Origin of the sequence: Streptomyces sp. NPDC014006 (assembly GCF_043088925.1) — a bacterium.
GTDB lineage: Bacteria > Actinomycetota > Actinomycetes > Streptomycetales > Streptomycetaceae > Streptomyces.
Genome location: NZ_JBICAJ010000004.1, coordinates 258,515 through 281,211 on the forward strand (window position 1 = coordinate 258,515; position 22,697 = coordinate 281,211).

General features: G+C 73.4%; 23 protein-coding genes. 16 read left to right on the forward strand and 7 right to left on the reverse strand.

Annotated elements, in window-relative coordinates:
* The first annotated feature begins 58 nt into the window (after positions 1–58).
* On the forward strand, positions 59–2,128 hold the full coding sequence (locus ACF1GV_RS16420) for a putative Ig domain-containing protein (protein ID WP_391680846.1): 2,070 nt from the start codon (positions 59–61) through the stop codon (positions 2,126–2,128).
* A gap of 266 nt (positions 2,129–2,394) precedes the next feature.
* The gene (locus tag ACF1GV_RS16425; RefSeq protein ID WP_391680849.1) at positions 2,395–2,871 is read left to right on the forward strand and encodes an ATP-binding protein; all 477 of its coding nucleotides are present in this window, start codon (positions 2,395–2,397) and stop codon (positions 2,869–2,871) included.
* A 132-nt stretch (positions 2,872–3,003) separates the two neighbouring features.
* Here the strand turns inward: ACF1GV_RS16425 and ACF1GV_RS16430 are convergent, their stop codons facing one another.
* The 5 genes from ACF1GV_RS16430 to ACF1GV_RS16450 form a co-directional block, all read right to left on the reverse strand.
* Positions 3,004–3,264, reverse strand: a complete 261-nt coding sequence (locus ACF1GV_RS16430) for a GlsB/YeaQ/YmgE family stress response membrane protein (RefSeq protein WP_363264250.1) — start codon at positions 3,262–3,264, stop codon at positions 3,004–3,006.
* Positions 3,265–3,377: 113 nt separating this feature from the next.
* Entirely contained in the window at positions 3,378–3,737 is a 360-nt protein-coding gene (locus tag ACF1GV_RS16435) for an STAS domain-containing protein (RefSeq protein ID WP_391680851.1), read from the reverse strand.
* Positions 3,738–3,845: 108 nt separating this feature from the next.
* Positions 3,846–4,349 carry an STAS domain-containing protein gene (locus ACF1GV_RS16440; RefSeq protein WP_391680853.1) on the reverse strand — a complete coding sequence of 168 codons (504 nt, stop codon included), beginning with the start codon at positions 4,347–4,349 and terminating at the stop codon, positions 3,846–3,848.
* Between the two features lie 94 nt (positions 4,350–4,443).
* Positions 4,444–6,033, reverse strand: a complete 1,590-nt coding sequence (locus tag ACF1GV_RS16445) for a PP2C family protein-serine/threonine phosphatase (RefSeq protein WP_391681618.1) — start codon at positions 6,031–6,033, stop codon at positions 4,444–4,446.
* A 384-nt stretch (positions 6,034–6,417) separates the two neighbouring features.
* On the reverse strand, positions 6,418–6,978 hold the full coding sequence (locus ACF1GV_RS16450) for a Dps family protein (protein ID WP_391680855.1): 561 nt from the start codon (positions 6,976–6,978) through the stop codon (positions 6,418–6,420).
* Positions 6,979–7,486: 508 nt separating this feature from the next.
* Here ACF1GV_RS16450 and ACF1GV_RS16455 point away from each other — a divergent pair.
* From ACF1GV_RS16455 to ACF1GV_RS16485, 7 genes are all read left to right on the forward strand, one after another.
* Positions 7,487–7,990, forward strand: a complete 504-nt coding sequence (locus ACF1GV_RS16455) for an SRPBCC family protein (protein WP_391680858.1) — start codon at positions 7,487–7,489, stop codon at positions 7,988–7,990.
* The gene (locus tag ACF1GV_RS16460) at positions 7,983–9,602 is read left to right on the forward strand and encodes a phytoene desaturase family protein (RefSeq protein ID WP_391680860.1); all 1,620 of its coding nucleotides are present in this window, start codon (positions 7,983–7,985) and stop codon (positions 9,600–9,602) included. The genes ACF1GV_RS16455 and ACF1GV_RS16460 overlap by 8 nt, the downstream gene beginning before the upstream one ends.
* A gap of 41 nt (positions 9,603–9,643) precedes the next feature.
* Entirely contained in the window at positions 9,644–10,096 is a 453-nt protein-coding gene (locus ACF1GV_RS16465) for a hypothetical protein (RefSeq protein WP_391680863.1), read from the forward strand.
* A gap of 223 nt (positions 10,097–10,319) precedes the next feature.
* Positions 10,320–11,204, forward strand: coding sequence for a short-chain dehydrogenase/reductase (locus tag ACF1GV_RS16470; protein WP_391680865.1), 885 nt, complete (start codon positions 10,320–10,322; stop codon positions 11,202–11,204).
* 132 nt (positions 11,205–11,336) lie between these two features.
* Positions 11,337–11,822, forward strand: a complete 486-nt coding sequence (locus tag ACF1GV_RS16475) for an MSMEG_6728 family protein (RefSeq protein ID WP_391680868.1) — start codon at positions 11,337–11,339, stop codon at positions 11,820–11,822.
* A gap of 114 nt (positions 11,823–11,936) precedes the next feature.
* Positions 11,937–13,580 (forward strand): SDR family oxidoreductase, encoded by a 1,644-nt coding sequence (locus ACF1GV_RS16480; protein ID WP_391680871.1) that lies wholly within the window; start codon positions 11,937–11,939, stop codon positions 13,578–13,580.
* Positions 13,581–13,585: 5 nt separating this feature from the next.
* Positions 13,586–15,007, forward strand: coding sequence for a cryptochrome/photolyase family protein (locus ACF1GV_RS16485; protein WP_391680873.1), 1,422 nt, complete (start codon positions 13,586–13,588; stop codon positions 15,005–15,007).
* A gap of 22 nt (positions 15,008–15,029) precedes the next feature.
* Here the strand turns inward: ACF1GV_RS16485 and ACF1GV_RS16490 are convergent, their stop codons facing one another.
* Positions 15,030–16,106: a MerR family transcriptional regulator gene (locus ACF1GV_RS16490; protein WP_391680875.1), complete on the reverse strand. Its 1,077-nt coding sequence runs from the start codon at positions 16,104–16,106 to the stop codon at positions 15,030–15,032.
* 228 nt (positions 16,107–16,334) lie between these two features.
* Between ACF1GV_RS16490 and ACF1GV_RS16495 the strand changes: the two genes are divergently transcribed.
* The 3 genes from ACF1GV_RS16495 (at position 16,335) to ACF1GV_RS16505 (ending at position 19,393) form a co-directional block, all read left to right on the forward strand.
* A complete protein-coding gene (locus tag ACF1GV_RS16495; protein WP_391680878.1) occupies positions 16,335–16,907 on the forward strand; it encodes a sigma-70 family RNA polymerase sigma factor in 573 nt (190 codons plus the stop codon).
* 240 nt (positions 16,908–17,147) lie between these two features.
* The gene (locus tag ACF1GV_RS16500; RefSeq protein ID WP_391680880.1) at positions 17,148–17,411 is read left to right on the forward strand and encodes a WhiB family transcriptional regulator; all 264 of its coding nucleotides are present in this window, start codon (positions 17,148–17,150) and stop codon (positions 17,409–17,411) included.
* A gap of 218 nt (positions 17,412–17,629) precedes the next feature.
* Entirely contained in the window at positions 17,630–19,393 is a 1,764-nt protein-coding gene (locus ACF1GV_RS16505; protein ID WP_391680882.1) for a SpoIIE family protein phosphatase, read from the forward strand.
* Positions 19,394–19,506: 113 nt separating this feature from the next.
* Here the strand turns inward: ACF1GV_RS16505 and ACF1GV_RS16510 are convergent, their stop codons facing one another.
* Entirely contained in the window at positions 19,507–20,193 is a 687-nt protein-coding gene (locus ACF1GV_RS16510) for a TMEM175 family protein (RefSeq protein ID WP_391680885.1), read from the reverse strand.
* Positions 20,194–20,364: 171 nt separating this feature from the next.
* Between ACF1GV_RS16510 and ACF1GV_RS16515 the strand changes: the two genes are divergently transcribed.
* The 4 genes from ACF1GV_RS16515 to ACF1GV_RS16530 all read left to right on the forward strand — a co-directional run bounded on the left by ACF1GV_RS16515 (position 20,365) and on the right by ACF1GV_RS16530 (position 22,680).
* Positions 20,365–20,649 carry a hypothetical protein gene (locus ACF1GV_RS16515; RefSeq protein ID WP_391680887.1) on the forward strand — a complete coding sequence of 95 codons (285 nt, stop codon included), beginning with the start codon at positions 20,365–20,367 and terminating at the stop codon, positions 20,647–20,649.
* Positions 20,650–20,665: 16 nt separating this feature from the next.
* Positions 20,666–20,983, forward strand: a complete 318-nt coding sequence (locus ACF1GV_RS16520; protein ID WP_391680889.1) for a hypothetical protein — start codon at positions 20,666–20,668, stop codon at positions 20,981–20,983.
* 180 nt (positions 20,984–21,163) lie between these two features.
* Positions 21,164–21,811, forward strand: a complete 648-nt coding sequence (locus ACF1GV_RS16525; protein ID WP_391680892.1) for a beta-glucanase — start codon at positions 21,164–21,166, stop codon at positions 21,809–21,811.
* A 47-nt stretch (positions 21,812–21,858) separates the two neighbouring features.
* The gene (locus ACF1GV_RS16530) at positions 21,859–22,680 is read left to right on the forward strand and encodes a hypothetical protein (RefSeq protein WP_391680894.1); all 822 of its coding nucleotides are present in this window, start codon (positions 21,859–21,861) and stop codon (positions 22,678–22,680) included.
* Positions 22,681–22,697: the final 17 nt, after the last annotated feature.

The window sequence follows — 22,697 nt, forward strand, 5'->3', positions numbered from 1 at the left end:
CGCGTCACGGGCCTGCCCACCCAGTGCGAACCCCACCTCACATCGGAGGCAGTACCCCATGCGTGAGTCACGCCCGAGCGGGCGCCGGCACAGTCTGCGAAGACTCGTCGCCGTCGCCTTCCCCGCGCTCGCCCTCACCGTCACCGGACTCGTCGCGGCGCCGACGGCAGGGGCGGCCCAAGTCGCCGCTCCCACCCCGCACACCACCGAGGTCACGCAGAACCACAAGGCGCTGACCGCACCCGAGCGGCAGACCTACCACTCCACCGGCAACGCCGGCCAGAAGGTTCCCACCACACACCTGTGCGCCACCGCCGAGCCCGGCCACGCGTCGTGCTTCGCCCAGCGCCGCACCGACATCAAGCAGCGGCTCGCCTCGGCCCTCGCCGCCGCCACCCCCTCGGGCCTGTCGCCGGCGAACCTGCACAGCGCCTACAACCTGCCCACCACGGGCGGTTCCGGCATGACGGTCGCCATCGTCGACGCCTACAACGACCCCAACGCCGAGTCGGACCTCGCGACCTACCGCTCCACCTACGGCCTGTCCTCCTGCACCAAGGCCAACGGCTGCTTCAAGCAGGTCAGCCAGACCGGCTCCACCACGTCGCTGCCGACCAACGACACCGGCTGGGCCGGTGAAGAGGCCCTCGACCTCGACATGGTCAGCGCCGTCTGCCCGAACTGCAGCATCATCCTGGTCGAGGCCAACTCCGCGAACGACACCGACCTCGGCATAGCCGAGAACGAGGCCGTCACGCTCGGCGCCAAGGTCGTCTCCAACAGCTGGGGCGGCTCCGAGGCCTCCTCGCAGACCACCGAGGACACCCAGTACTTCAAGCACCCCGGCGTCGCCATCACCGTCTCCTCCGGTGACTCCGCCTACGGCGCCGAGTACCCGGCGACCTCCCAGTACGTGACCGCCGTCGGCGGCACCGCGCTCACCACCGCCTCCAACTCCCGTGGCTGGAGCGAGTCGGTGTGGCACACCAACTCCACCGAGGGCACCGGCTCCGGCTGCTCGGCCTACGACCCCAAGCCGAGCTGGCAGACCGACACCGGCTGCGCCAAGCGCATGGAGGCCGACGTCTCCGCCGTCGCCGACCCGGCCACCGGCGTCGCGGTCTACGACACCTACGGCGGTTCCGGCTGGGCGGTCTACGGCGGGACCAGCGCCTCCGCCCCGATCGTCGCCGGCGTCTACGCCCTCGCGGGCACCCCGGGCACGACCGACTACCCGGCGAAGTACCCCTACCAGCACACCGGCAACCTGTACGACGTGACCAGCGGCTCCAACGGCTCCTGCACCACCTCGTACTTCTGCACCGCGGGCACCGGGTACGACGGCCCGACCGGCTGGGGCACCCCGAACGGCACCGCCGCCTTCACCGCCGGCACCTCCACCGGCAACACGGTGACCGTCACCAACCCCGGCAGCCAGTCCACCACCACCGGCGGCTCGGTCAGCCTGCAGATCCACGCCACCGACAGCGCGGGCGCGGCCCTCACCTACAGCGCGTCCGGACTGCCGACGGGCCTGTCCATCAACAGCTCCACCGGCCTGATCTCCGGCACGGCGTCCACCGCCGGCACCTACCAGGTCACCGTCACCGCCAAGGACTCCACCGGCGCCTCCGGCTCGACCTCCTTCACCTGGACCGTCGGCTCCTCGGGCGGCACCTGCTCCGCCTCGCAACTGCTGGCCAACCCGGGCTTCGAGTCCGGCAGCACCGGCTGGACCTCCACCACCGGCGTCATCACCAACGACACCGGTGAGGCCGCCCACGGCGGTTCCTACAAGGCCTGGCTCGACGGCTACGGCTCCTCGCACACCGACACCGTGTCCCAGTCGGTGACGATCCCGGCCGGCTGCAAGGCCACGCTCACCTTCTACCTGCACATCGACACCGCCGAGTCCGGCAGCACCGCGTACGACAAGCTGACGGTCACCGCCGGTTCGACCACCCTGGCGACGTACTCGAACGTCAACGCCGCCTCGGGCTATGCGCAGAAGACCTTCGACCTGTCCTCGCTGGCGGGCCAGACGGTCACTCTGAAGTTCAACGGCGTGGAGGACTCCTCCCTGCAGACCAGCTTCGTCGTGGACGACACCGCCCTGACGACCGGCTGACGCCCGGCCACACAGCGCCCGTCCCGCACGCGGAAGCCGTCCGCGTGCGGGACGGCCGCGTTTCCGGACGGGTCTGCGGGCCTCCGTCAGGTGTCCAGCGGGGTGAGGCCGGCCCTCGGGGCCGTCGCGCACCAGTGGGCGCGTGCAGGCGTACCGTTGCATCCGGTTTCCGGCGCCGCCGGCGGGGCGGACGAGCCCCGGTGCGGCCGCCGGGCATGTCCGGCCCTTCGGCGGGAAGACGTGGGCTCATGAACGGGGGAACGCGAATGGACCCGGTGGATTCTGCGCCTGGCGGTGAAGGTGTGGCCGGCCGCGAGCCGATGCAGGAGATCGTCGCGCTCGACGGTGCCGGCGCGAGTATCGCCGAGGCACGCCGTCATGCGGCCGGCTTCCTGGCCCGCGTGCAGCGGGAGTACGGGCTGCCGGTGTCGGCCCGCGCGATGGACGTGACCCGGCTGGTGGTGAGCGAGTTGGTCACCAACGCCCGCAAGTACGCTCCGGGACCGGTGCTGATGGAACTGCGTGTCGTCGGCGGCCTCGTGGAGGTGGTCGTATGGGACAGCGATCCGTCGCTGCCGGTGGCCCGGGCTGCCGATCCGGGACGTGTCGGACAGCATGGCCTGGAGATCGTGATGGCGGTCGTGCAGGGGTTCGAGGTGCAGCGGGAACCGCTCGGCAAGCGGGTCACCGCGCGCATCGCGCTCGCCGACCCGCCGGAGGAGGGCCTCACCGGCCTTCGCTAGCGTGACGGCCTCTCGACAGCGTGACGGCCTCTCGACGCGTGCGCGCGGAGACCGGCACCGCTGTTTCAGCAAGCTGTGGTGGCCCCGCGCCGGCCCCGGCGGCCTCGGGCCGACGGGGCCGGTCGCCCGGGTTCATGCATGCCGTCGGGCCCACAGCGGGGTGACGAAGGCGATCAGGACCGCGGCGACGCCGATCTGCAGGACGTGGCGGATCCAGTCGATACCGCCCGTGTCCCGCACACCCATGGCGCTCGCGAGCGCGTTGCCGGCGACTCCGCCGAGGATACCGAGGATGACCGTCAGCCACAGCGGGATCGGCTGGCGGCCGGGAATGACGAGCTTGGCCAGCAGACCGATGATGAGGCCGGCGACGATGGCCCAGAGGAACGACACTTTCTTTCTCCCTCCCTGTTCACCGGTGAGGTTCACCCGTGAGTCGTGGATCGTTGGTGCATCTCCCGAATGCCCCCAGCGGCCGTCCGTACGCCTGCGCGATCCGTTCCGCCTCAGGCGCCGTCCGCGCGCATGGCCCGGGTGCGCGAGTCGGTGACCGTGAAGTGGTCCCGGGTGCCGGTGAGGGTGAACAGCCGCTCGACGGACGGGTGGAAGGGGCCGAGCAGTCTCAGTTCACGGCCGTCGGCCCGGTGCTGCTGCCAGGCCTCGAGGAGGGCGTTGAGCAGCCCGCTGTCGGCGAACGTGACCCGGGACAGATCCACCACGGTCACCCGGCGTGCCGACTCCTCGGCCTCGGCCCAGGCGGCCTGCAGGAGGTCGTCCTCGTCGTAGTCGACCTCGCCGCGCACGCTGATCTCGAAGACTCGGTCATGGCAGGTCACCTTCACGGTCGCCCTGTTGTCCCACTGCATTCCGTCGTCCTCGTGCCCCTGGTCCGCTCGCGCGACGGCGCTGATGCCGTCTGCTCCTGTGATCCTCTTCTACCCCGTCCCGGCGATGAGTTGCCTGGGGGAAACACGTCAGGTGGCATGGGCTCCCCCGGCGTCGTCGTCCTGGAGCGGCAGGGCGGTGAGATGGCCGAGCGTGCCGGTCTGGCGCAGCATGCGCTCGAGCAGGGCGGGGCGGTCGTCGAGGCGGAGGATGCAGCCGGCGGCGCCGACGCGACGATGCACCATCAGCAGCGCCGAAAGGCCGGCGGAGTCGATCCAGGACAGGCGGGCGCAGTTCAGGCGCACCCCGCGCACGTCCGGACGCCGGGTCAGGTGCTCGGACACGGTATCGACCAGTCGGTCGCCGGTGTCGAGACAGAGCTCGCCCTCGACGTCGACGGTGAGCTCATGGGCTCGGTCGGCGACGGTGAGGCGCAGGGTGGTGGGCGGAAGCTGGGTCATATGTCGCTGAGGGGGCCGGGGACAGGGGGCAGGGCGCCGGTCGGCCAGGGCGGCCGTCCCGTCGCGGAGCAGGCGCAGGGCACGGGAGAAGTCACGCAGCCGGCCGCCGAGTACGTCGAGTGCGACGGCCACGGAGTGCGGGGGCACCCGCCGGGCCCGAAGGGGTGGCAGGCCGTGGCGCAGAACGCCTCCACCGGGATGTCCGTCGCGGTCACCGGGGGAGCGCTCACCCGGTCCTCCGCACAGCCGCCGAGCCCGCGCGGCCCTGACCGCCCACCACCGTCAGCTCCGCCGTACGCGGCGCGCTGATGGCGACGGTGGCGATGTCGTCATGGCTGCCCGGTCCCAGCCACTGCGCGGTCAGCAACTGGATCCGCTCGACGACGGCCTCCGCCGGCATGCCCGCGCACTCGGCGAGGGCCCGCTTGAGCCGGCTTTCGCCGAACAGTTCGTCCCCCAGCGGGCCACCGCGGGCCTCGCTGACCCCGTCGGTGTACAGCACACAGGTCTCTCCGGGCCGCAGCGTCACTTCGGCGCTGACGGCGGTGACGGTTGGCAGGGCCCCGATGAGCGAGCCGTGCGTGTCGGCCTCCTCGACGGTGCCGTCCCCGCGGACGATCAGCGGGGCCAGGTGGCCCGCACTCGTCAGCCGCAGGTCCACCTTGCCACCGCGACGGCGGACCGACGCCAGCACCAGGGTGGCGAACCGGGTGTGATGGGAGGACAACAACGCCCCGTTGAGCAGCGTCAGCACGCGCGCGTGGTCGGCGGCCAGCGGGAGCAGCGCGTGCAAGGTGTTGCGGATCTTGCCGGTCAGCACCGCGGCTTCCAGGCCCTTGCCTGCCACGTCCCCGAGGACCACCAGTGTCTCCTCGGCGGGATCGGCACCGGGGTGCACGTCGTAGAAGTCGCCGCTGATCCGCTCGTTGTCGCGCGCCGGGCGGTAGGCGCCGGCGTAGTCCACGCCGTGCACGCTCCGCAGGGTCGGCGGCAGCAGCTCCCGCATCAAGGTGGTGGTGATCGCGGTCTGCTCGGTGTACAGACGCGCGGCGGACAGGGCGGCTCCGGCGCGGGCGGCGAGGAGGCGCGCGAACAGCTCCTCGTCCGCGCTGAAGGCGCGTTCGTGGCCGGACCGCAGCAGGATCAGGGCACCGGCGGGCACGCCGTGTCCCGGCAGCGGGGTGACGATGACGGAACCGATCGGTTCGGTGAAGTCCGGCGGATGCACCCACTCGGGCAGGACGGCCGGGTCGATCCAGCGCGCCGGGACGGGAGGGAACCCCTGCAGCGCCTCGGCAAGACCGGGCACGCGGTCCACGTCGACCTGCGCGGTCATCCGGGTCACCGGGCCGCCGCGGTGCGCGTACGTCAACGAGTGGCGGTGACCCTGCGGCGGAGCGACGAGCAGGGCCGCCTCGGCGAGATGGTCGGTGGCCATCCGCGCCGTCATCTCCATGCAGCGCGTCAGGTCCAGCGTCGACAGCAACTGGCCGGCCATGTCGGACAGCAGCGCGGACCTGCGTCGGGCGCCGGCCAGCGCGGTTTCGGCGATCCGCCGGTCGGTGTCGTCGACGAGCCACCACACCACATGGCGGTCGTCCGGCAGGGTCGGATGGGCCTCGAAGTGGCGGTCCGCGATGGCCCCGTGGACCGGCAGCGCGCCCTCGCGGGCCTCACCGGCAAGTCGGACGTGCGCGTCGGCCAGCCAGAACGGCGCCACGTTGCGCAACCGGTCACCGGCAGCGGCCCGCGGCCACAACAGGCGTGCGGCGTCATTGAGTTCCACCACACAGCCGTTGACGTCCGCGACGATCACCGGGAAGGGGGACAGGTCCCGGGCGGCGGCGCCATGGACCACGGCGTCGGCAGGAAGGGCGGGGGTGCCGCTGGCATCGAACACACGCGGGGGCACGCCGTTGGCGCACCCCACCACCTCTCTACGACAGGAAACAGATGTCCTCCGACAACAGTCCCGTATGAAGCCTTACGGCGCAAGCAGCTTGGGAGCTCGGGGGCGCCCCCCCATTACCGCCCCCCGCCGACGGCCCTGTGCGGGCAGCCCTGTGCGGACGCCCCCCCCGGCCGACGCCCCTGTGAGGCAGCCCGGTTCACGCAGCCCCGAGCCGCCCCAGGCCGGCAGCGGCGGCTGAAGCCGGCCCCGAGTCGCACGGCCGGTGAGATGCCGTGATGTGACGGACAGTCAGAGATCGCCGCCGCGAGCCGCGCCCTGCTCCTCCGTCCTCGCCCCGTCGGTCGCGAGCGAGCCGCCCGCGCTCTCCAGGTGGGCACGCACGAACCACTGGAACTGCTCGAGGTCCCGCAGCTGCTCGATGAGCAGGTCCTCCGTGGCGGGGTCGATCTCGCCCGCCTCCTTGATCGCGGCGCGCACGCCCTCGATCACGCCCGTGTAGACGACGTCGAGTGCGCCGAGGTGAGCGAGGGCGTCGGCGCGGCCGATCGAGTAGTCGTCCCACTTCCGCTCCGCGACGAGTGCGCCGGGCGTGCCCTGGGCGACGCCGCCGAGCGCCGCGATGCGCTCGGCCACGTCGTCGGCCATCTCGCGCACCCGGTCGACCTGCGGGTCGACCATCTCGTGCACGGCGATGAAGTGCGGACCGACGACGTTCCAGTGGATGTGCTTGAGGGTGAGGTGCAGGTCGTTGAGGGCGTGCAGGCGCAGGCGGAGGAGGCCGATGAGCCGGCCGGCGGCCTCGCGCTCGATGCCGGGAACCGTGTAGCGGGGGGTCAGATCCTGGGCCACGTCAAGCTCCTTCGTCGTGCGATGTCGGGCGCAGGGACCGGTCCGGCCGCGGCCGGACCGGTCCAAGATCGTGTTGCATTCCTCTGCCCCGTTCTTCGCGATCCATGGCCGCCTCGGATGCGGGACGGCGACGGGTTTCCGGCCGGTGAGCACAGTGCGGGGGAGCGGGCGGCGTACTGCGAACGGCCGAAGGGAAGACCACTCGCACGAGCGACGAATGCGATGCGTATGCGGAGGCACACGGAAAGTGCGCGTGTGGGGCCCGTCTGCTTCCTCCTACGAGCAGCCGGCGTCCCGTCCGCGCCACGGTCCGGCGCCGACCGATCCTGCCCACGACCGGGTCGGCGTCGGATCACCAGCCTTACCGCCGTCGGCAGACATCTCCGGCCCGGCCCGGCGCACCCCGCTCCCCTCCGCCGTGACCAGGGAATCCGGTTGGACGGGTGAGGCCGGGGCACTCGGCAGCGGCCGGTCGCACGACCGGTCTTCCGTACGTGTGGAGGCGCTCGTGGCCGTTCGGCACCGTCTGATCAATGCTCGCCCCAGTGACGTGTGGGAAGTGCTGGCCGACGGCGGAGCCTATCCGCGCTGGGTGGTGGGGCCGTCCGCCGCCGAGCCGGTCCGAGGGCAGTGGCCGTACACGGACGCGGCGATCCGCTACGAGGTCCCGCTCGGTCCGCTGCGCCTGTCCAACGAGACGATCGTGCGCCGCTGCGAGGAGGGCGCCGCACTGGAGCTGGAGGCCCACGCGGGCCCGCTGGGCACGGCCCGCATCGCGATCGAGCTGCGGCCGTGGGGCGACGGGTGCCTGGTCATCGTCGACGAGCATCCGCTGCAGGGAGCGGGCGGCCTGCTGCACAACGCGGGCTTCGAGGTCCTGATCCAGCTGCGGCACCGCGCCATGCTCGCCCGCCTCGCCAAGCTCTGCGAGGCGCGGGCCCGAGGCGAGGAACGCGGCGGCGCGGGCGACCTGGCCGCCACCCCCGCGTCGGACGGGTCCGGTCATGCCTGACGCCGTGGTCATCGGGGCCGGGCCCAACGGGCTGGTGGCCGCCAATGTCCTGGCGGACGCCGGGTGGAGCGTGCACGTCCTGGAGGAGCAGCCGGAACCGGGCGGCGCCGTACGCCACGACCGGGGCGTGGCCCCGGACTTCGTGAACGATCTCTTCAGCTCCTTCTATCCGCTCGCCGCCGCGTCCCCCGTCCTGGCCGCACTGCGGCTGCACGAACACGGGCTGCGGTGGAGCCACGCCCCCAGCGTCGTCGCCCACCCGCTCACCGACGGCAGCTGCGCCGTCCTCGACCGGCAGCTCGACGCCACCGCGGAGTCCCTGGACGCCTTCGCGCCGGGCGACGGCGCCGCCTGGCGCCGTCTGCACGACCTGTGGCAACGCCTGGAACCCGACCTGATGAGCGCCCTGTTCACCCCCTTCCCGCCGGTACGCGCCACGGCCCGGCTCGCCTTCCGGCTCCGCGCGGCCGGCGGCCTGCGGACGGCGCGCTCCCTGCTGCTGCCGGTGCGCCGCATGGGTGAGGAGGAGTTCCGCGGCGAGGGCGGCCGTCTGCTGCTGGCCGGCAACGCGCTGCACGCCGACCTCGCCCCCGAGTCGGCCGGCAGCGCGGGGTTCGGCTGGCTGATGGCGATGCTGGGCCAGACCCACGGCTTTCCCGTCCCGGTCGGCGGCTCCGGCGCGCTCACCCGGGCGCTCACCGATCGACTGCGCTCACGCGGCGGCCAGGTGCGCTGCGGACAGCGGGTCGAGCGGATCGTCGTACGCGGCGGGCGGGCCGTCGGCGTACGCACAGCGGGCGGGGAGACGGTCCCCGCGAGCCGGGCGGTGCTGGCGGACGTGTCGGTGCCCGCGCTGTACGGCCAGATGGTCCCCGCCGAGCATCTGCCCGCGCAGCTGATGGCCGACCTGAAGCGCTTCCAGTGGGACTTCGCCACCTTCAAGGTGGACTGGGCCCTGGACGGCCCGGTGCCCTGGCGGGCGGAACAGGCCACGCGCGCCGGCACCGTGCACCTGGCGGACGGAGTGGACGAGCTCACCCGGTTCGCCGCCCAGATCGCGATGCGGGAGGTGCCGGACCGCCCGTTCCTGCTGTTCGGCCAGATGACCACCTCCGACGCCACCCGTTCCCCGCGCGGCACCGAGTCCGCGTGGGCGTACACGCACATCCCTCACGACATCCGCGCGGACGCCGGCGACGAGGGCATCACCGGGCAGTGGAACGCCAAGGAGCAGGAGCTCATGGCCGACCGCATGGAACGCCAGGTGGAACGCTTCGCGCCGGGCTTCCGCTCGCTGATCCGCGCCCGGCGCGTCCTGGCGCCCCCGACACTGCAGTCCCTGGACGGCAACCTGGTCGGCGGCGCCATCAACGGCGGCACCACCGCCCTGCACCAGCAGCTCTTCTTCCGGCCCCTGCCCGGCACCGGACGCCCCGAGACCCCCGTCCCCGGCCTGTACCTGGCCTCCTCCGGAGCCCACCCCGGCGGTGGTGTGCACGGCGCCCCCGGCGCCAACGCCGCGCGCGCCGCGCTGCGCCGCCACCTCCCGCCCGGACGCGCCGGTCTGCAGCGGCTCCTCGCCCGCCGCGACCGCACCGGGGCCCCAGGCTGACCATCCGCGCCCGACACCTACGGCCTGCCGTGGAGGAAAACATGAACGAGCACCTGGAGGGCCCCGACGGCCACCACCGCCGCCCCGACGGCCTGAGCGACAAGACCGTCGAGGCGCTCGGCGCGCTCTCCAAGGCCCTGGAGACCACCGAGCGGGCCAGAGGGCGCCTGTACGACTTCCACCAGCTGACCGGCACCGCCGACTTCCAGGTGGACCGCGCCGTGGAACTCCTGCGCGACGCGGGCCACCCCGAGTGGGCGGAGAAGGTCCGCGCGGAGATCGTGGGCCGCAACGTCATCCCCGGGCACTGGACGTTCCAGATCGTCGAGGCCTACAACGCCACCTACTACCGGCCCTTCCAGCGGCTGGAGGCGAGCGCCGTGCAGGAACTCGCGCAGGGGCGGGACCACCTGCTGGAGGCGGAGCTGAAAGAGCAGCGCCGAACCTCCGGCCACCCGCATCACACGGCACGTCCGTGCAAGCCGGAGGAATGACCCGCCGCGGTCGAACGGGTCCCGGCCTTGCCATGTCCCCGGCGAGGCCGCCTTGGGCGGGGCCGTCTCCCGCCGGGCCGCCTTCCGGCAGAGCCTCCTCTGGCCGGATTTCCCGGGGCCGGGCCCCCATCGGCCAAAGAAGGCCCGGCCGGGCCGCATCCGCGCGGGCCTCTCGTCCCGAATCAGGACCGGGACCGTGACCGGACGGGAAGGAAGGCCACCCATGCACAGCAGCCCGCTCCGCGACCGCACCGTGGTGGTGACCGGAGCCGCCCGGGGGCTCGGCGCGGCCCTGGCGCGCGAGGCCGCCCGGCGCGGCGCCCGGGTCGCCGCGCTCGGCCTCGAGCGGGACGCCCTGGAGGCGCTGGCGGCGTCCCTGCCCGGCCCCGCACTGGCCCTGGAGGCCGACGTGACCGACGCGGCGGCGCTCACGACGGCCGCCCGCACCGTACGCGCCCGCCTCGGTCCGGCGTCGGTCGTCATCGCGAACGCCGGTATCGCCGAGGGCGGCCCGTTCCTCGCGTCGGACCCGGTGACCTGGCGGCGTGTGGTCGAGGTGAACCTCGTCGGCAGCGCGTACACCGCCCGCGCCTTCCTGCCCGACCTCCAGGCCACGGCGGGCCACTACCTCCAGGTGGCGTCCCTGGCCTCGCTCGGCGCGGCCCCTCTGATGAGCGCCTACTGCGCGGCCAAGGCCGGCGCGGAGGCCTTCGCCCACAGCCTGCGTGCCGAGGTGGCCCACCACGGCGTCAGCGTGGGCATCGCCTACCTCAACTGGCTCGACACCGACATGGTGCGCGACGCCGACCGGCACGCCGTTCTGCGCGAGCTGCGCGCGCACATGCCGCCGCCCGCCCGCCGGGTGTACAGCGCCGAGGTGGCCGCCGTGAGACTGACGCGGGCCGTGGAGCGCCGCCGTACCGCCGTGTACCTGCCGGGCTGGCTGCGCCTGGTGCAGCCGGTGCGTGCGGCCCTGCCACCCGTCGTGGTGCGCGTCGCCCGCCACGAACTGCCCCGGCTGGAGGCCGAGGCCCCCTTCCAGGACACGGGCCCGCTGGGCGCGGGCGGCCTGGCCGACCGCGCGGCGCAACGGCCGGGCGGCGGCTGACCCCGGACGCTCGGTGAGAGGAGAACCCCATGGCACGTGAGAAGGAGACCGGCGACCGGTTCGCCAAGGGCGACGGGGGCGCCTGGAAGAGCCACGAGAAGAAGCAGTGATCCAGGACCCCGGACGCCGACCATGCAGACGTTCCTGACCCGGCCCGACTTCCGGCAGTCGGCGCACGACCTCGACCGGCGCCGGCTCGGCAAACAGCGCGTCGAGGCCCTCCAGGTCCTGCGCGGTCTGACCGTACCCGGCTACGGCTGGCGCCGGCACCCCGCCGTACGGATGTGGGCCGGGTACGAGGAAGCGCTCGTGCGGTACGGCCTGGAGATCTGCCGGGTGTGGCGGGAACTGGGCCACCAGGACAGCTGCGCCGCCTCCCTCGTCGCCGGTTTCGCCGCGCAGCGCCCCGGCGCCCCGGTGCGCGACCAGGAAGAGCTGGCCGGGGCCGGGGAGCTGCCGCCCTGGCTGGGGGATGCCGCCTTCCACCGCAGCCATCAGTCGGCACTCGTGCGCAAGGCCCCCGAGTTCTACGCCACCCGCTTCCCCGGCGTACCCGACGACCTGCCCTACGTCTGGCCGTCCTCGGACCGCGAGGCCCGGGAGACAGCAGTCGGCTGAGACGGCGCCCGCGGTGTCACCCGAGCGCCGCGGGCGGCGGGCGCATCCACCCAAGGGTCCCGCAGCGTAGAGAGCGCAGAAGCACCTGCGACGGCGAACGGCAGAGGCGGGCTCATGCACGACGACCACCCCACCAGCACGGACAACGGGGCGCAGAGCCGTGAACCGCTCAGCTGCCTGGTGACCGGCGCCAGCGGCTACATCGGCGGCCGCCTGGTCCCGGAGCTGCTGGACGCCGGTCACCGGGTTCGCTGCCTGGTCCGTACGCCGCGCAAGCTGCGCGACCATCCCTGGGCGGACCGGGTGGAGATCGTGCCCGGCGACGTCACCGACGCCGCGTCCGTCGCGAGGGCGATGGCGGGAGTGGACGTCGCCTACTACCTGGTGCACGCGCTCGGCAGCGGCCGTGACTTCGAACGGACCGACCGGGCCGCGGCCGGCGTCTTCGGCGAGCAGGCCCGCCGGGCCGGCGTCCGCCGCCTCGTCTATCTCGGCGGACTGACCCCGTACGGCGTCCCCGAAGCACACCTCTCCCCGCATCTGCGCTCCCGCGCCGAGGTCGGCCGCATCCTCCTCGACTCGGGCGTGCCGACCGCCGTCCTGCGCGCCGCCGTCATCATCGGCTCGGGGTCGGCCAGCTTCGAGATGCTGCGGTACCTGACCGAGCGGCTGCCGGTGATGGTCACGCCGCGCTGGGTGCACACCCGCCTCCAGCCCATCGCCGTACGCGATGTGCTGCGCGTCCTGGTGGGCTGCGCGACCCTGCCGGCCGACGTCAGCCGCACCTTCGACATCGGCGGCCCCGAGGTGCTCACCTACCTCGAGATGATGCAGCGCTACGCCGCCGTCGCCGGGCTGCCCCGGCGGCTCATCGTGCCCGTGCCCGTGCTCACTCCCGGCCTGTCCAGCCAGTGGGTCGGCCTGGTGACCCCGGTGCCCGCGTCCATCGCGCGCCCGCTGACCGAGTCCCTGCGCCACGAAGTGGTCTGCCGGGAGCGGGACATCGAGCAGTACGTGCCCTGCCCACCCGGCCACCCCCTCGGCTTCGACCGGTCCGTCGCCCTGGCGCTGCAACGCGTGCGCGACGCACAGGTCTCCACCCGCTGGTCGTCAGCCTCCGTGCCCGGCGCGCCCAGCGACCCCCTGCCGACCGATCCGGACTGGGCCGGCGGCAGCCTCTACACCGACGTACGGGAACGGGAAGCGGACGTGGCGCCCGACGCGCTGTGGCGGGTCATCGAGGGCATCGGAGGGGAGAACGGCTGGTACTCCTTTCCGCTGGCCTGGGCGGTACGCGGCTGGCTCGACCGTCTCGTCGGCGGTGTCGGCCTGCGCCGGGGGCGGCGGGACGCGCGGCGGCTGCGGGTGGGCGACTCCCTGGACTTCTGGCGGGTCGAGGAGATCGAGCGCGGCCGGCTGCTGCGGCTGCGCGCCGAGATGCGGCTGCCCGGCCTGGCCTGGCTGGAGATGCGCGTGGAAGGCGACGGAGACGGGCCCGTCCGGTACCGGCAACGGGCGCTGTTCCACCCCCGTGGACTGCTCGGCCACCTGTACTGGTGGAGCGTGTCGCCCTTCCACGCGGTCGTCTTCGGCGGCATGGCCCGCAACATCGTCCGCGCCGCCGGCCGGGTCCGGGAGGAGCACGCGCAGTCCTCCCGCACCTCCATCGCGCCCGCTCCGGGCGCCGGCACCGCATCCGGACCCGAGGCCGGGCCGGAAGAGAGCAACGACCGCCGCCGTCCACCGCAGGGGAGCTGACACTCATGCACGTCTCGGTCGTCCTGTTCACCTCCGACCTGCGCCTGCACGACCACCCTCCGCTGCGCGCGGCGCTGGAGGCCGCCGACGCGGTCGTCCCGCTCTTCGTGCGCGACCGGGCGGTGGCGGCCGCCGGGTTCGACGCGCCCAACCGCAGCGCCTTCCTCGCCGACTGCCTGGCCGATCTGGACGCCTCCCTGCGCGAGCGCGGCGGCCGGCTCGTCGTGCGCTCCGGGGACCTGGTGGAGGAGGTGTGCCGCACGGTGACCGAGGCGGACGCGGACGAGGTGCACATGGCGGCGGCGCACAGCGCCTTCGCCACCCGTCGTGAAGACCGGCTGCGCCGCGCCCTGGAGGCCTGCGGCCGCCGCCTGTTCGTGCACGACGCGGTCACCGTGGCCGTACCGCCCGGCGAGGTGACCCCGTACTCGTCGGACCACTTCGCCGTCTTCACGCCGTACCACCGGCAGTGGGCGCGAGTGCGTCTGCGGGCCGTCGCCGCCGCCCCGCGCCGGGTGCCGGTCCCCGACCAGGTGCACGGCGAGCCGCTGCCCGCCCGCGGCGAGGTGGCCGGTGTCTCGCCCGGCCTGACGCGCGGCGGCGAGAGCGAGGGCCGCAAACGGGTGGACGCCTACTGGCGGCGCGGCCTGGACGCCTACGACGACACCCGGGACGACCTGGCCGCCGACACCACCTCCCGGCTCTCCGCCCCGCTGCACTTCGGCACGCTGTCCGCGGTGGAACTCGTGCACCGCGCCCGCCGCCGCGGCGGGCCCGGCGCCGAGGCCCTCGTACGGCAGCTCGCCTGGCGCGACTTCCACCGCCAGGTGCTCGCCGCCCGCCCCGCCGCAGCCCACGCCGACTACCGCACCAAGCACGACCGCTGGCGCTCCCGGCACATCGCGCGGGCCGACATCGAGGCCTGGTGCGAGGGCCGCACCGGCTACCCGGTGATCGACGCGGCGATGCGGCAGCTGCGCCACGAGGGCTGGATGCACAACCGGGCGCGACTGCTGACCGCGAGCTTCCTCGCCAAGACCCTCTACGTCGACTGGCGCATCGGCGCCGCCCACTTCCTGCACTGGCTGGTCGACGGCGACGTGGCCAACAACCAGCTCAACTGGCAGTGGATGGCCGGCACCGGCACCGACACCCGGCCGAACCGGGTCCTCAACCCCGTCACCCAGGCCAAGCGGTACGACCCCGACGGCACCTACGTCCGTCGCTGGCTGCCCGAACTGCGCGGCCTGGAGACCCCGGTCCTGCACGAGCCGTGGAAGCTGCCCGCCGCCGAGCGGGCGGCCCTCGACTACCCGGACCCGGTGGTGCAGTTCTCCGACGGCCTGGCCCGGTTCCGGCACGCCCGCGGCGGCGGCCACCGAGCCGCGCCGCGCGAGGACCGGCGGTGGGACGAGCAGCCGTCCTGACACGCGCCCCGCCCTGCCGGCCTCAATGCGCCCGGGGCCGGTGGGCGCCGCTGTCGTCGTCGTAGAGACGGCTCAGCGCCTCTACGGCGTCCCGCAGCCCGGAACAGCGCGGGAAACCGGCGGCTGCCCGCCGGTCCCACCCCGGTCCGACCGGCAGCACCGCGGGCCGCCTGCGGGCGCCCGCCGCGCCCCACTCCAGACCGGCGAGATGCCGGGCCAGCGGCATCGAGGCGGTGGAGCGGGTCTGCGACCACAGGACGATCGCGGCCGCGCCGGTGCGCCGCACGCACGCCAGCAGGGCCTCCGCGGGCACCGCGGCGCCCAGCATCCGGGTCGGCACGCCGCGCTCGCCCAGTGCGGCGGTCAGCGCCTCGAGGGCCAGCGAGTGCTGTTCGCCAGGGGTACAGGCGAGGACCACGGGCGGGGCCCCGGCATGGATCTCGGCGCGCGGCAGCAGCAGGGGAGCGCTGCGCAGGGTGCTGGAGACGTGCCACGACAGCAGGTGTTCGACCTCCACATACCGGTCGCCGGAAGACTCCCATTTGCGGCCGACGGCACGCAGCGTGGGCACCATCACCTCCTCCCACGCCACCGCCAGGCCGTGCTGCCCGACGCTCTCCACCAGCCGCCGTTCCAGCTCCGGCGCGTCCAGCCGCACCGCGGCACGGGCCAGGCCACGGCACTCCTGACGCACGTCCCCGAGCGGCAGCCCGCTTCCGGCGCCGCCCGGGCGGACGGCAACGGGGGAGGAGGGCGTCGAGGTGGTGTCCGGCGTGGAGGGCGTGGAGACGGTGTCCGGCGGGGGCGCCGGGCTCGTGGACGCGGGGCTCGTGGACGCCGGGCTCGCGGACGTCGCGGCGGAAGGAGTCGCCGTGCCGTCTTCGGTGAAGCGCAGCCGGGCCACCCGCGCCGCCTCGGCCGGCGGGACGCCCGCCGCTGTCAGCCGGCACATCTCCTCCACCATCGCGACGTCCCGCGGCGTCCAGCGCCGGTGCCTGCCGTGGGCATGCACGGCCGGACCGAGTCCGTAGCGCCGGTCCCAGGAGCGCAGGGTGGTCGGGGACACGCCGAGCCGACGGGCGAGTGCCCCGGTCGTCACGCCCGCCGCTGTGGACGTCGGGTCCTTTGGCCCGCTTCCGACGGGATCCGGCCCCTCGAGGGTGCTGGGCAGAACGGCCCCCTTCCTGCGGGGCGAGTCCCGATGCGCGGGCGGCTCGTCCGACATTTATCGATGCGCTATCGATGCAAGTTGTCTCCATGGTTCCCGGACGCCCAGTCTGAAGCAAGACCCAGGCTGCCACCCGCGGCTTCGAACAGGAGGCTCGACATGAACCGGCTCCCCTCCGCGCCCGGCTCGACCGCGTTGCACGATCCCGGCCACCGGGACGCCGGTGATGCCTGGACGTTGCTGCACCGGCAGTGGTCGGGACTCGTCCAAGGCATGGCCCGGCAGGCGCTCGGGGATCCCCGGGAGGCGGAGGACGTGACCCAGCAGGTGTTCACCGCGGCATGGCGCGGCCGCGACGGCTACGCCCCGGAGCGCGGGTCCTTCCCCGCCTGGCTGGTCGGCATCACCCGGCGCAAGGTGGCGGACGCCCTGGCAGCCCGCACCCGGCGGGCGGAACTGATCATGGCGGCGGCCGGCCGCGCGCAGGCGCCGGAGGACCGCGCGGGCGGCGACCCGGAGACCGCGCTGGACCGCGTGGTCGTCGGACGGGCGCTGGAACGGCTCAGCGAGCCGCAGCGCCGCGTACTGCGGCTCGCCTTCTACCAGGACCTGACCCAGACCCAGATCGCCCGCGCCACGGGATGGCCGCTGGGGACGGTCAAGAGCCATACCCGGCGCGGCCTGGACCGTTTGCGCCGCAGCCTGCTGGAGGAGGGGGTGGCGGCCGACTGATGCATCGATGCGGTATCGATGCGACTCGGGGCCGACCGAATTCGCCGGCCGGTGAACCGGGTGCACGGGGACTCCGTCGAAGCCCGCCCAAGAACAAACGGTTCTATATCTGGACAAAGTCATCGAGGATCCCTAGCTTGAGTGCCACCTCTGCCGGGTGCACGACGCACGACACCCCGGACGGTCCGGTCAGCCGACGGCTGCCGGCTGCCGCCGGCGACCCGCCATGGGGAGGACCCCGTGAACTGGCTCGACCTTGCCGCCTGCCGCTTCGAGGACCCCGAACTCTTCTTCCCGCTCACCGAGGACGGGGCGTCCCTGCCCCAGATAGAGCGTGCCCGGCAGATCTGTCACCGCTGCCCCGTCATCCGCGAGTGCCGCACCGCCGCGGTCCGGCACGGCGAGAGCGACGGCGTGTGGGGAGGGCTGACGGCCCGCCAGCGCAAGGCGCTCTTGGCGAGGCCGGCGGACCGGCGGGCCCGCGGCTCCGGCGACACCGGCTGAGTCCGGCACCCGCCTCAGCCCCCGCGGCCGTACTGGCCGGCCCGACGGTCCGCGGACGGCACGGTCGACCTCCCGGTGCCGTCCAGGTCGGTGCCCTGCTCCGTCCCGGCCGATCGGCGTGGCACGCCCGCCCGACAAGGACGTACGGTTGGCGGTCAGCGAGCCGATGAGGCGCCATGGACCCGGGGGCCGCACAGGAAGCACAGGGAGACCGTCACATGGCAGGGCCCAAGCACACGGAGCAGGCGGGTGCGTCGTCCGCACCCGCGGTCCCGGCCGAGCTCGCCGCACGGCTCGAAGCCATCGGGACCGGCGCCTATGTCGTGGACGCGCAGGGCTGCATCATCGCCGCCAACGCGCGCGCCGTGGCGCTCCTCGCCCGGCCCGTGGAACACCTCATAGGCCAGGACGCGCACGACCTGCTCCATCGCGACCTGCATGGGCAGCCGATCGCCAGGACGCAGTGCGCCATGCGGCATGCCTTCCTCGAAGGGCGCCCCGCGCAGGCGGATCGCGACTACTTCGCCCGCGGGGACGGCGTCGTGCTGCCGATCGGCTGGCACATCACGCCGTACTACGTCGGCCAGGAGCTGACCGGCACCCTGGTCCTTTTCCACGCGTCGGGCCGCACGGTGGCGAGCGGACCCCCTGTCCAGGAGGCCCGCGGGTCGCTCTCGGAGCTGGAACGGCTGGCGCTGCTGGCCGACACCACCACACAGCTGACCTCCACCCTCGACGTCGAGGAGGCGCTGGACCGGTTGGTGCGGCTGGTCGTGCCCCGGCTGGCGGACTGGGCCGTCATCGACCTGATCACCGAACGCGACGAGGTCTGGCGCAGCGCGGTGGTGCACGGCGAGGACGACCGCCTGACCCATCTGGAGGAGCTCCAGGGGCCGATGCCGCCGATCCCCGACGAGTCGCCCATGCCGCTGTCCCGGGCCCTGCGCGGCGTCGCCTCCACCGTCGCCGGTCCGCACACCTACCAGGGGGAGCCGGACTCCGGCATCGCGGTCGAACAGCGCCGCCTGTTCGAGGCCACCGGAATGCACTCCGCGGCCATCGTGCCCATCCGCAGCACCCGCGAAGTTCTGGGCGCCCTGACCCTCGGGCGGACGGACAAGCAGCTGCCCTTCGCCACGGCCGACCTGCCGCTGCTGGAGGACATCGCACGCCGCGCCGGGCTCGCCCTGGACAACGCACGCCTGTACCAGCGCCAGCGCAAGGTCGCCGAGACCATGCAGAAGCACCTGCTGCCCCAGATGCCGCATGTGCCGCATCTGCGGATGACGGTGCGGTACCTGCCCGCCCCGCACGCCTCGCAGGTCGGCGGCGACTGGTACGACGCCTTTCCGCTGTCGGACGGCGCCACCGCCCTGGCGGTCGGGGACGTCGTGGGCCACGACCTGGAGGCCGCGGCGGGCATGGCGCAGGTGCGCAACATGCTCCGCGCCTATGCCTGGTCCCAGCATGAGCCCCCGAGCCGGGTCGTGGAACGGCTGGACCGGGCGGTTCAGCACATCACCGAGGTCACCATGGCCACCCTGCTCTTCGCCCGGCTGGAACGTATGGAGGCGGGCCACTGGCAGCTGACCTGGACCAACGCCGGTCACCCGCCGCCCCTGATGCTGAGCCGTGACGGCGTGGCCGAGTACCTCACCGGCGCGCACGGCATCCTGCTGGGCAGCACTGGCGCCGCCCCGCGGGTCGACGCCACGGTGACCCTCCCGCCCGGCAGCACCCTGGTGATGTACACCGACGGCCTGATCGAGGAGCGGGGCCTCTCCCTGGACGAAGGGCTCCAGCGCCTGAGCCGGCACGCCGCCGCCCTGGCCCACCGCCCGCTCGACTCCTTCACCGACCAGCTGCTGCGTCGCGTCCGCCCGGCCGACAACGACGACGACGTCGCCCTGCTGGCGCTGCGCACCCCGCTGCACGGGGAGGACGACCCGATGTGGACGCCGCAGCGCCGCTCGGGTGAGTGACCCGGCCTCTGCCGGCTCCGCCGCACGGGCGGCCGTACCGACCGGGAGTCGGATCTGCCCACCCCGCCCGCGCTCGGCCCGGCCCCGGCCCGCGGACGTCCAGAGCCGGTTCCTCAGGCCGTGGGTGACGGTGAACCGTCTCCCGCGGACCGGCGTATCGGAGCCAGCTGGTCGAAGCAGTAGTAGACGGCGAGCAGGGCGTGCGAGGCGAGCATGGCGACGGGGCTGACGTAGGCGAGGGCGACGGTGGCCAGGTAGCCCAGCCCTCCGGCGCCGAAGCGGCGCAGCGCGGCGCGCAGATCCGCCGGCGCGACCGGCGCACGCAGAACCCGCGCGTCGCGGGTGAAGGACAGCAGGAGCAGGGAGAAGGCGATCCCCATGACGACCATCGTCGCCGCGTAGATCGCAGCCGCGGTGTGCGCATCGCTGCCGCTGGCGGTCAGATAGGTGGCGAGCAGCCGGGTGGGGAACGGGATGACGGAGACGGCGAGCAGCAGGAACAGGTTGGCGAACAGCGTGCGGCGGTCCACCCGGCGCGCGAGGCCGCACACGGCGTGGTGGTTGATCCAGATGATGCCGATGACGAGGAAGCTGACCAGGTAGGCGAAATAGGAGGGCCACTGATGGGCGAGCGCGTGCGCCAGCGACTCCCCGTGCAGGGCGTCGGGCTCCGGCACCCGCAGATCGAGCACGAGCAGCGTGATGGCGATGGCGAACACGCCGTCACTGAACGCCTCCAGCCGCGCGGTGCTGAAATCGGCCGCGCTGCGGCGCTCGGGAACGCCCGGCTCGGGGGTCATGAGGGCTCCGGTGAAGAGGGGGACGGTGAAGAGGGGGACAGGGTGAACGTCGGTTCGACCCTTCCCACCCGGAGACCGGTGGAACCTCGGCCCGGGCACCTCGTGTGCCACTTTCGGCGGACGCGCATGCGGTGAAGTCGCGCTGCGGGGGTACCGGCACAAGACGTGTACATGTCTGCCCGGGAGGGCTCGATGGAAGCGGTGAAGCAGTTGCGGCAGCTCAGGACCGTGTACGCCTGGGGCGCGGCCGCCTGGACCGGGTGCCTCCTGCTCACCTTGGGGGAGCGCGGGACGCCACGGCAGACGGTGCTGCTGCTGGTGCTGCTCGCCGCCTTTCTGACCCTGCTGCTGTGGTCGACCTGGTGCCTGTGGGAGACCGGGGCGATCCGCGCGGCCAAGCAGCGTCCCGACACCGTGGGCGGCATGGCGCCGCCGGGCGGGGCGGGCGAGAGGTGACCGAGGGAGGATCACCATGACGACGTACGTCATCTCCGTGCCGGGGACGTTCACCGGCGGAGCAGCACACGACGTGCGGGACGAGCTGGTGAGCGCGCTGCGCCCGGCCGACCCGCACCGCACGCACATGGGTGCGCAGGAGGACATCGACATCCTCACCGTCCATGACGACGACACCTTCACCGTCCGCCTCACCGTGGAGGCGGACAGCGGCCCCGAGGCGGAGGGGAAGGCCCGCCGGCTCGCCGAGTCGGCGCTGACCGCGGTGGGCCTCGACGACGGCACCGCGCTGCTGGGGCCCGCGGTGGTCACCGGCATCGACACGCAGGAGTGAGTCGGCGACCGCTGACGCGGCACACACCACGCACCCACGCCCGGGCAGCGCACCAGGCCAGCGCTCATCACACGTTCGGGTGAAGGAGGGCTCTCAGCCTTCGCTCGCCGCATGACCGGGGCCCCTGCGGGGATGACCTCGGCAGTGCTACCGCTGCGGCGGACGAAGGGAGCCTGCTGCATGAGCGAGATCGTCTTCGTCGCGGACTTCGCCTCCGACCGCCAGTGGGTCGCGGGGCGGTCCTGGGCCTACCCGGACGGCGGCCCCACCAACCCGGGCGACGACAAGCTCGACCACCTCACGGACGACCCCGACCACTCCCGCACCGGCGCGTTCCGCGCCACGCGCCGGTCCGATGGCCTGTGGGACACTGGCCTGCTGACCACGGAGGACAGCGCCGACGGCTTCATGGTGCGCACAGGGGATCGCCTGGAGACCCGGGTCCGGCTGCCCGTCGGACTCGGCGCCTGGCCGGCGATCTGGACCTGGCGCGACGGCGGCAACGAGGTGGACGTGTTCGAATACCACCCGGACCACCCCGACCTGCTGGAGCTCACCAATCATGTGCGTCCGGGCGGCAGTTACGTCCGCGACGACGCCGTCCGCCCCGGGGGCGTCGTGGAACTCGCCGTGACGTTCGGCATGCGCGACGTGGTATGGCGGCTGAACGGCCGCCAGATCTTCGCCGACGGCCGCGGGGTGGGCTCCCGCTGGCACGCCTACCTGATCGTCAACCTCTCGGTCTGCGCGGGCCGTTATCACCCCCCGCCCGAGCCCACGACGAGCGAGCTGTCGTACCAGGTGGAGAGCCTCGTCGTGCGCCGGTGAGGGACCGTCTCGATAGGGTGGGCGGGCCGCCGACCCAGGAGTTGCCCGTGCCCGCCCGCCCCCGTGTGCTGCTCGTGACCGATCTCGCCTACCCGGCCCGCGGGCGCCGCTACTGCGACGAGGACATCTTCCTGTCGTCGCGGCTGCGCGAGGACTTCGACATCGCGTTGTGCCACCCGCTGGACGCCGCCGCACTCATGGACGCCTTCGACGCGGTCGTCGTCCGCAACAGCGGCCCCGTGCTGCATTACCAGAAGGAGTACGACGCCTTCCGCGACCAGGCCCTCGCGCGCGGCACCCGGGTGTACAACCCGCTGACCGGCCGGGGGGACATGGCCGGCAAACAGTACCTGCTTCAGCTCACGGCGGCCGGCTTCCCGGTCATCCCCACCGTCGACCGGCCCGAGGACCTCCCCGCGCTGCCGGACACCCACCACTACGTGGTGAAGCCGAAGGCGGGGGCGGACTCCCTGGGCCTCACCCTCGTGGCCCGGGACGAGCTGGACGGGATCGCCTACGGCGACGTCCTGGTCCAGCCCCGCGTCGACTTCCGCCACGAGGTGTCCTTCTTCTACGTCGACGACGTCTTCCAGTACGCCCTGTACGCCCCCGACCCCGAGCGGCGCTGGGTCCTCGAGCCCTACAACGCCGGCGCGGCGGACCTCGACTTCGCCCGCCGGTTCATCGACTGGAACACCCTCGACCACGGCATCCAGCGGGTGGACGCCTGCCGTACCCAGGACGGCGACCTGCTGCTGGTGGAGCTGGAAGACCTCAATCCCTACCTGTCCCTGGACCGTGTCGACGAGCCGGTGCGCGACGCCTTCGTCAGCAGCATGACGGCCTCCCTCCAGCGACTCCTGGACTGAGGGGGCGCACAGGGCGG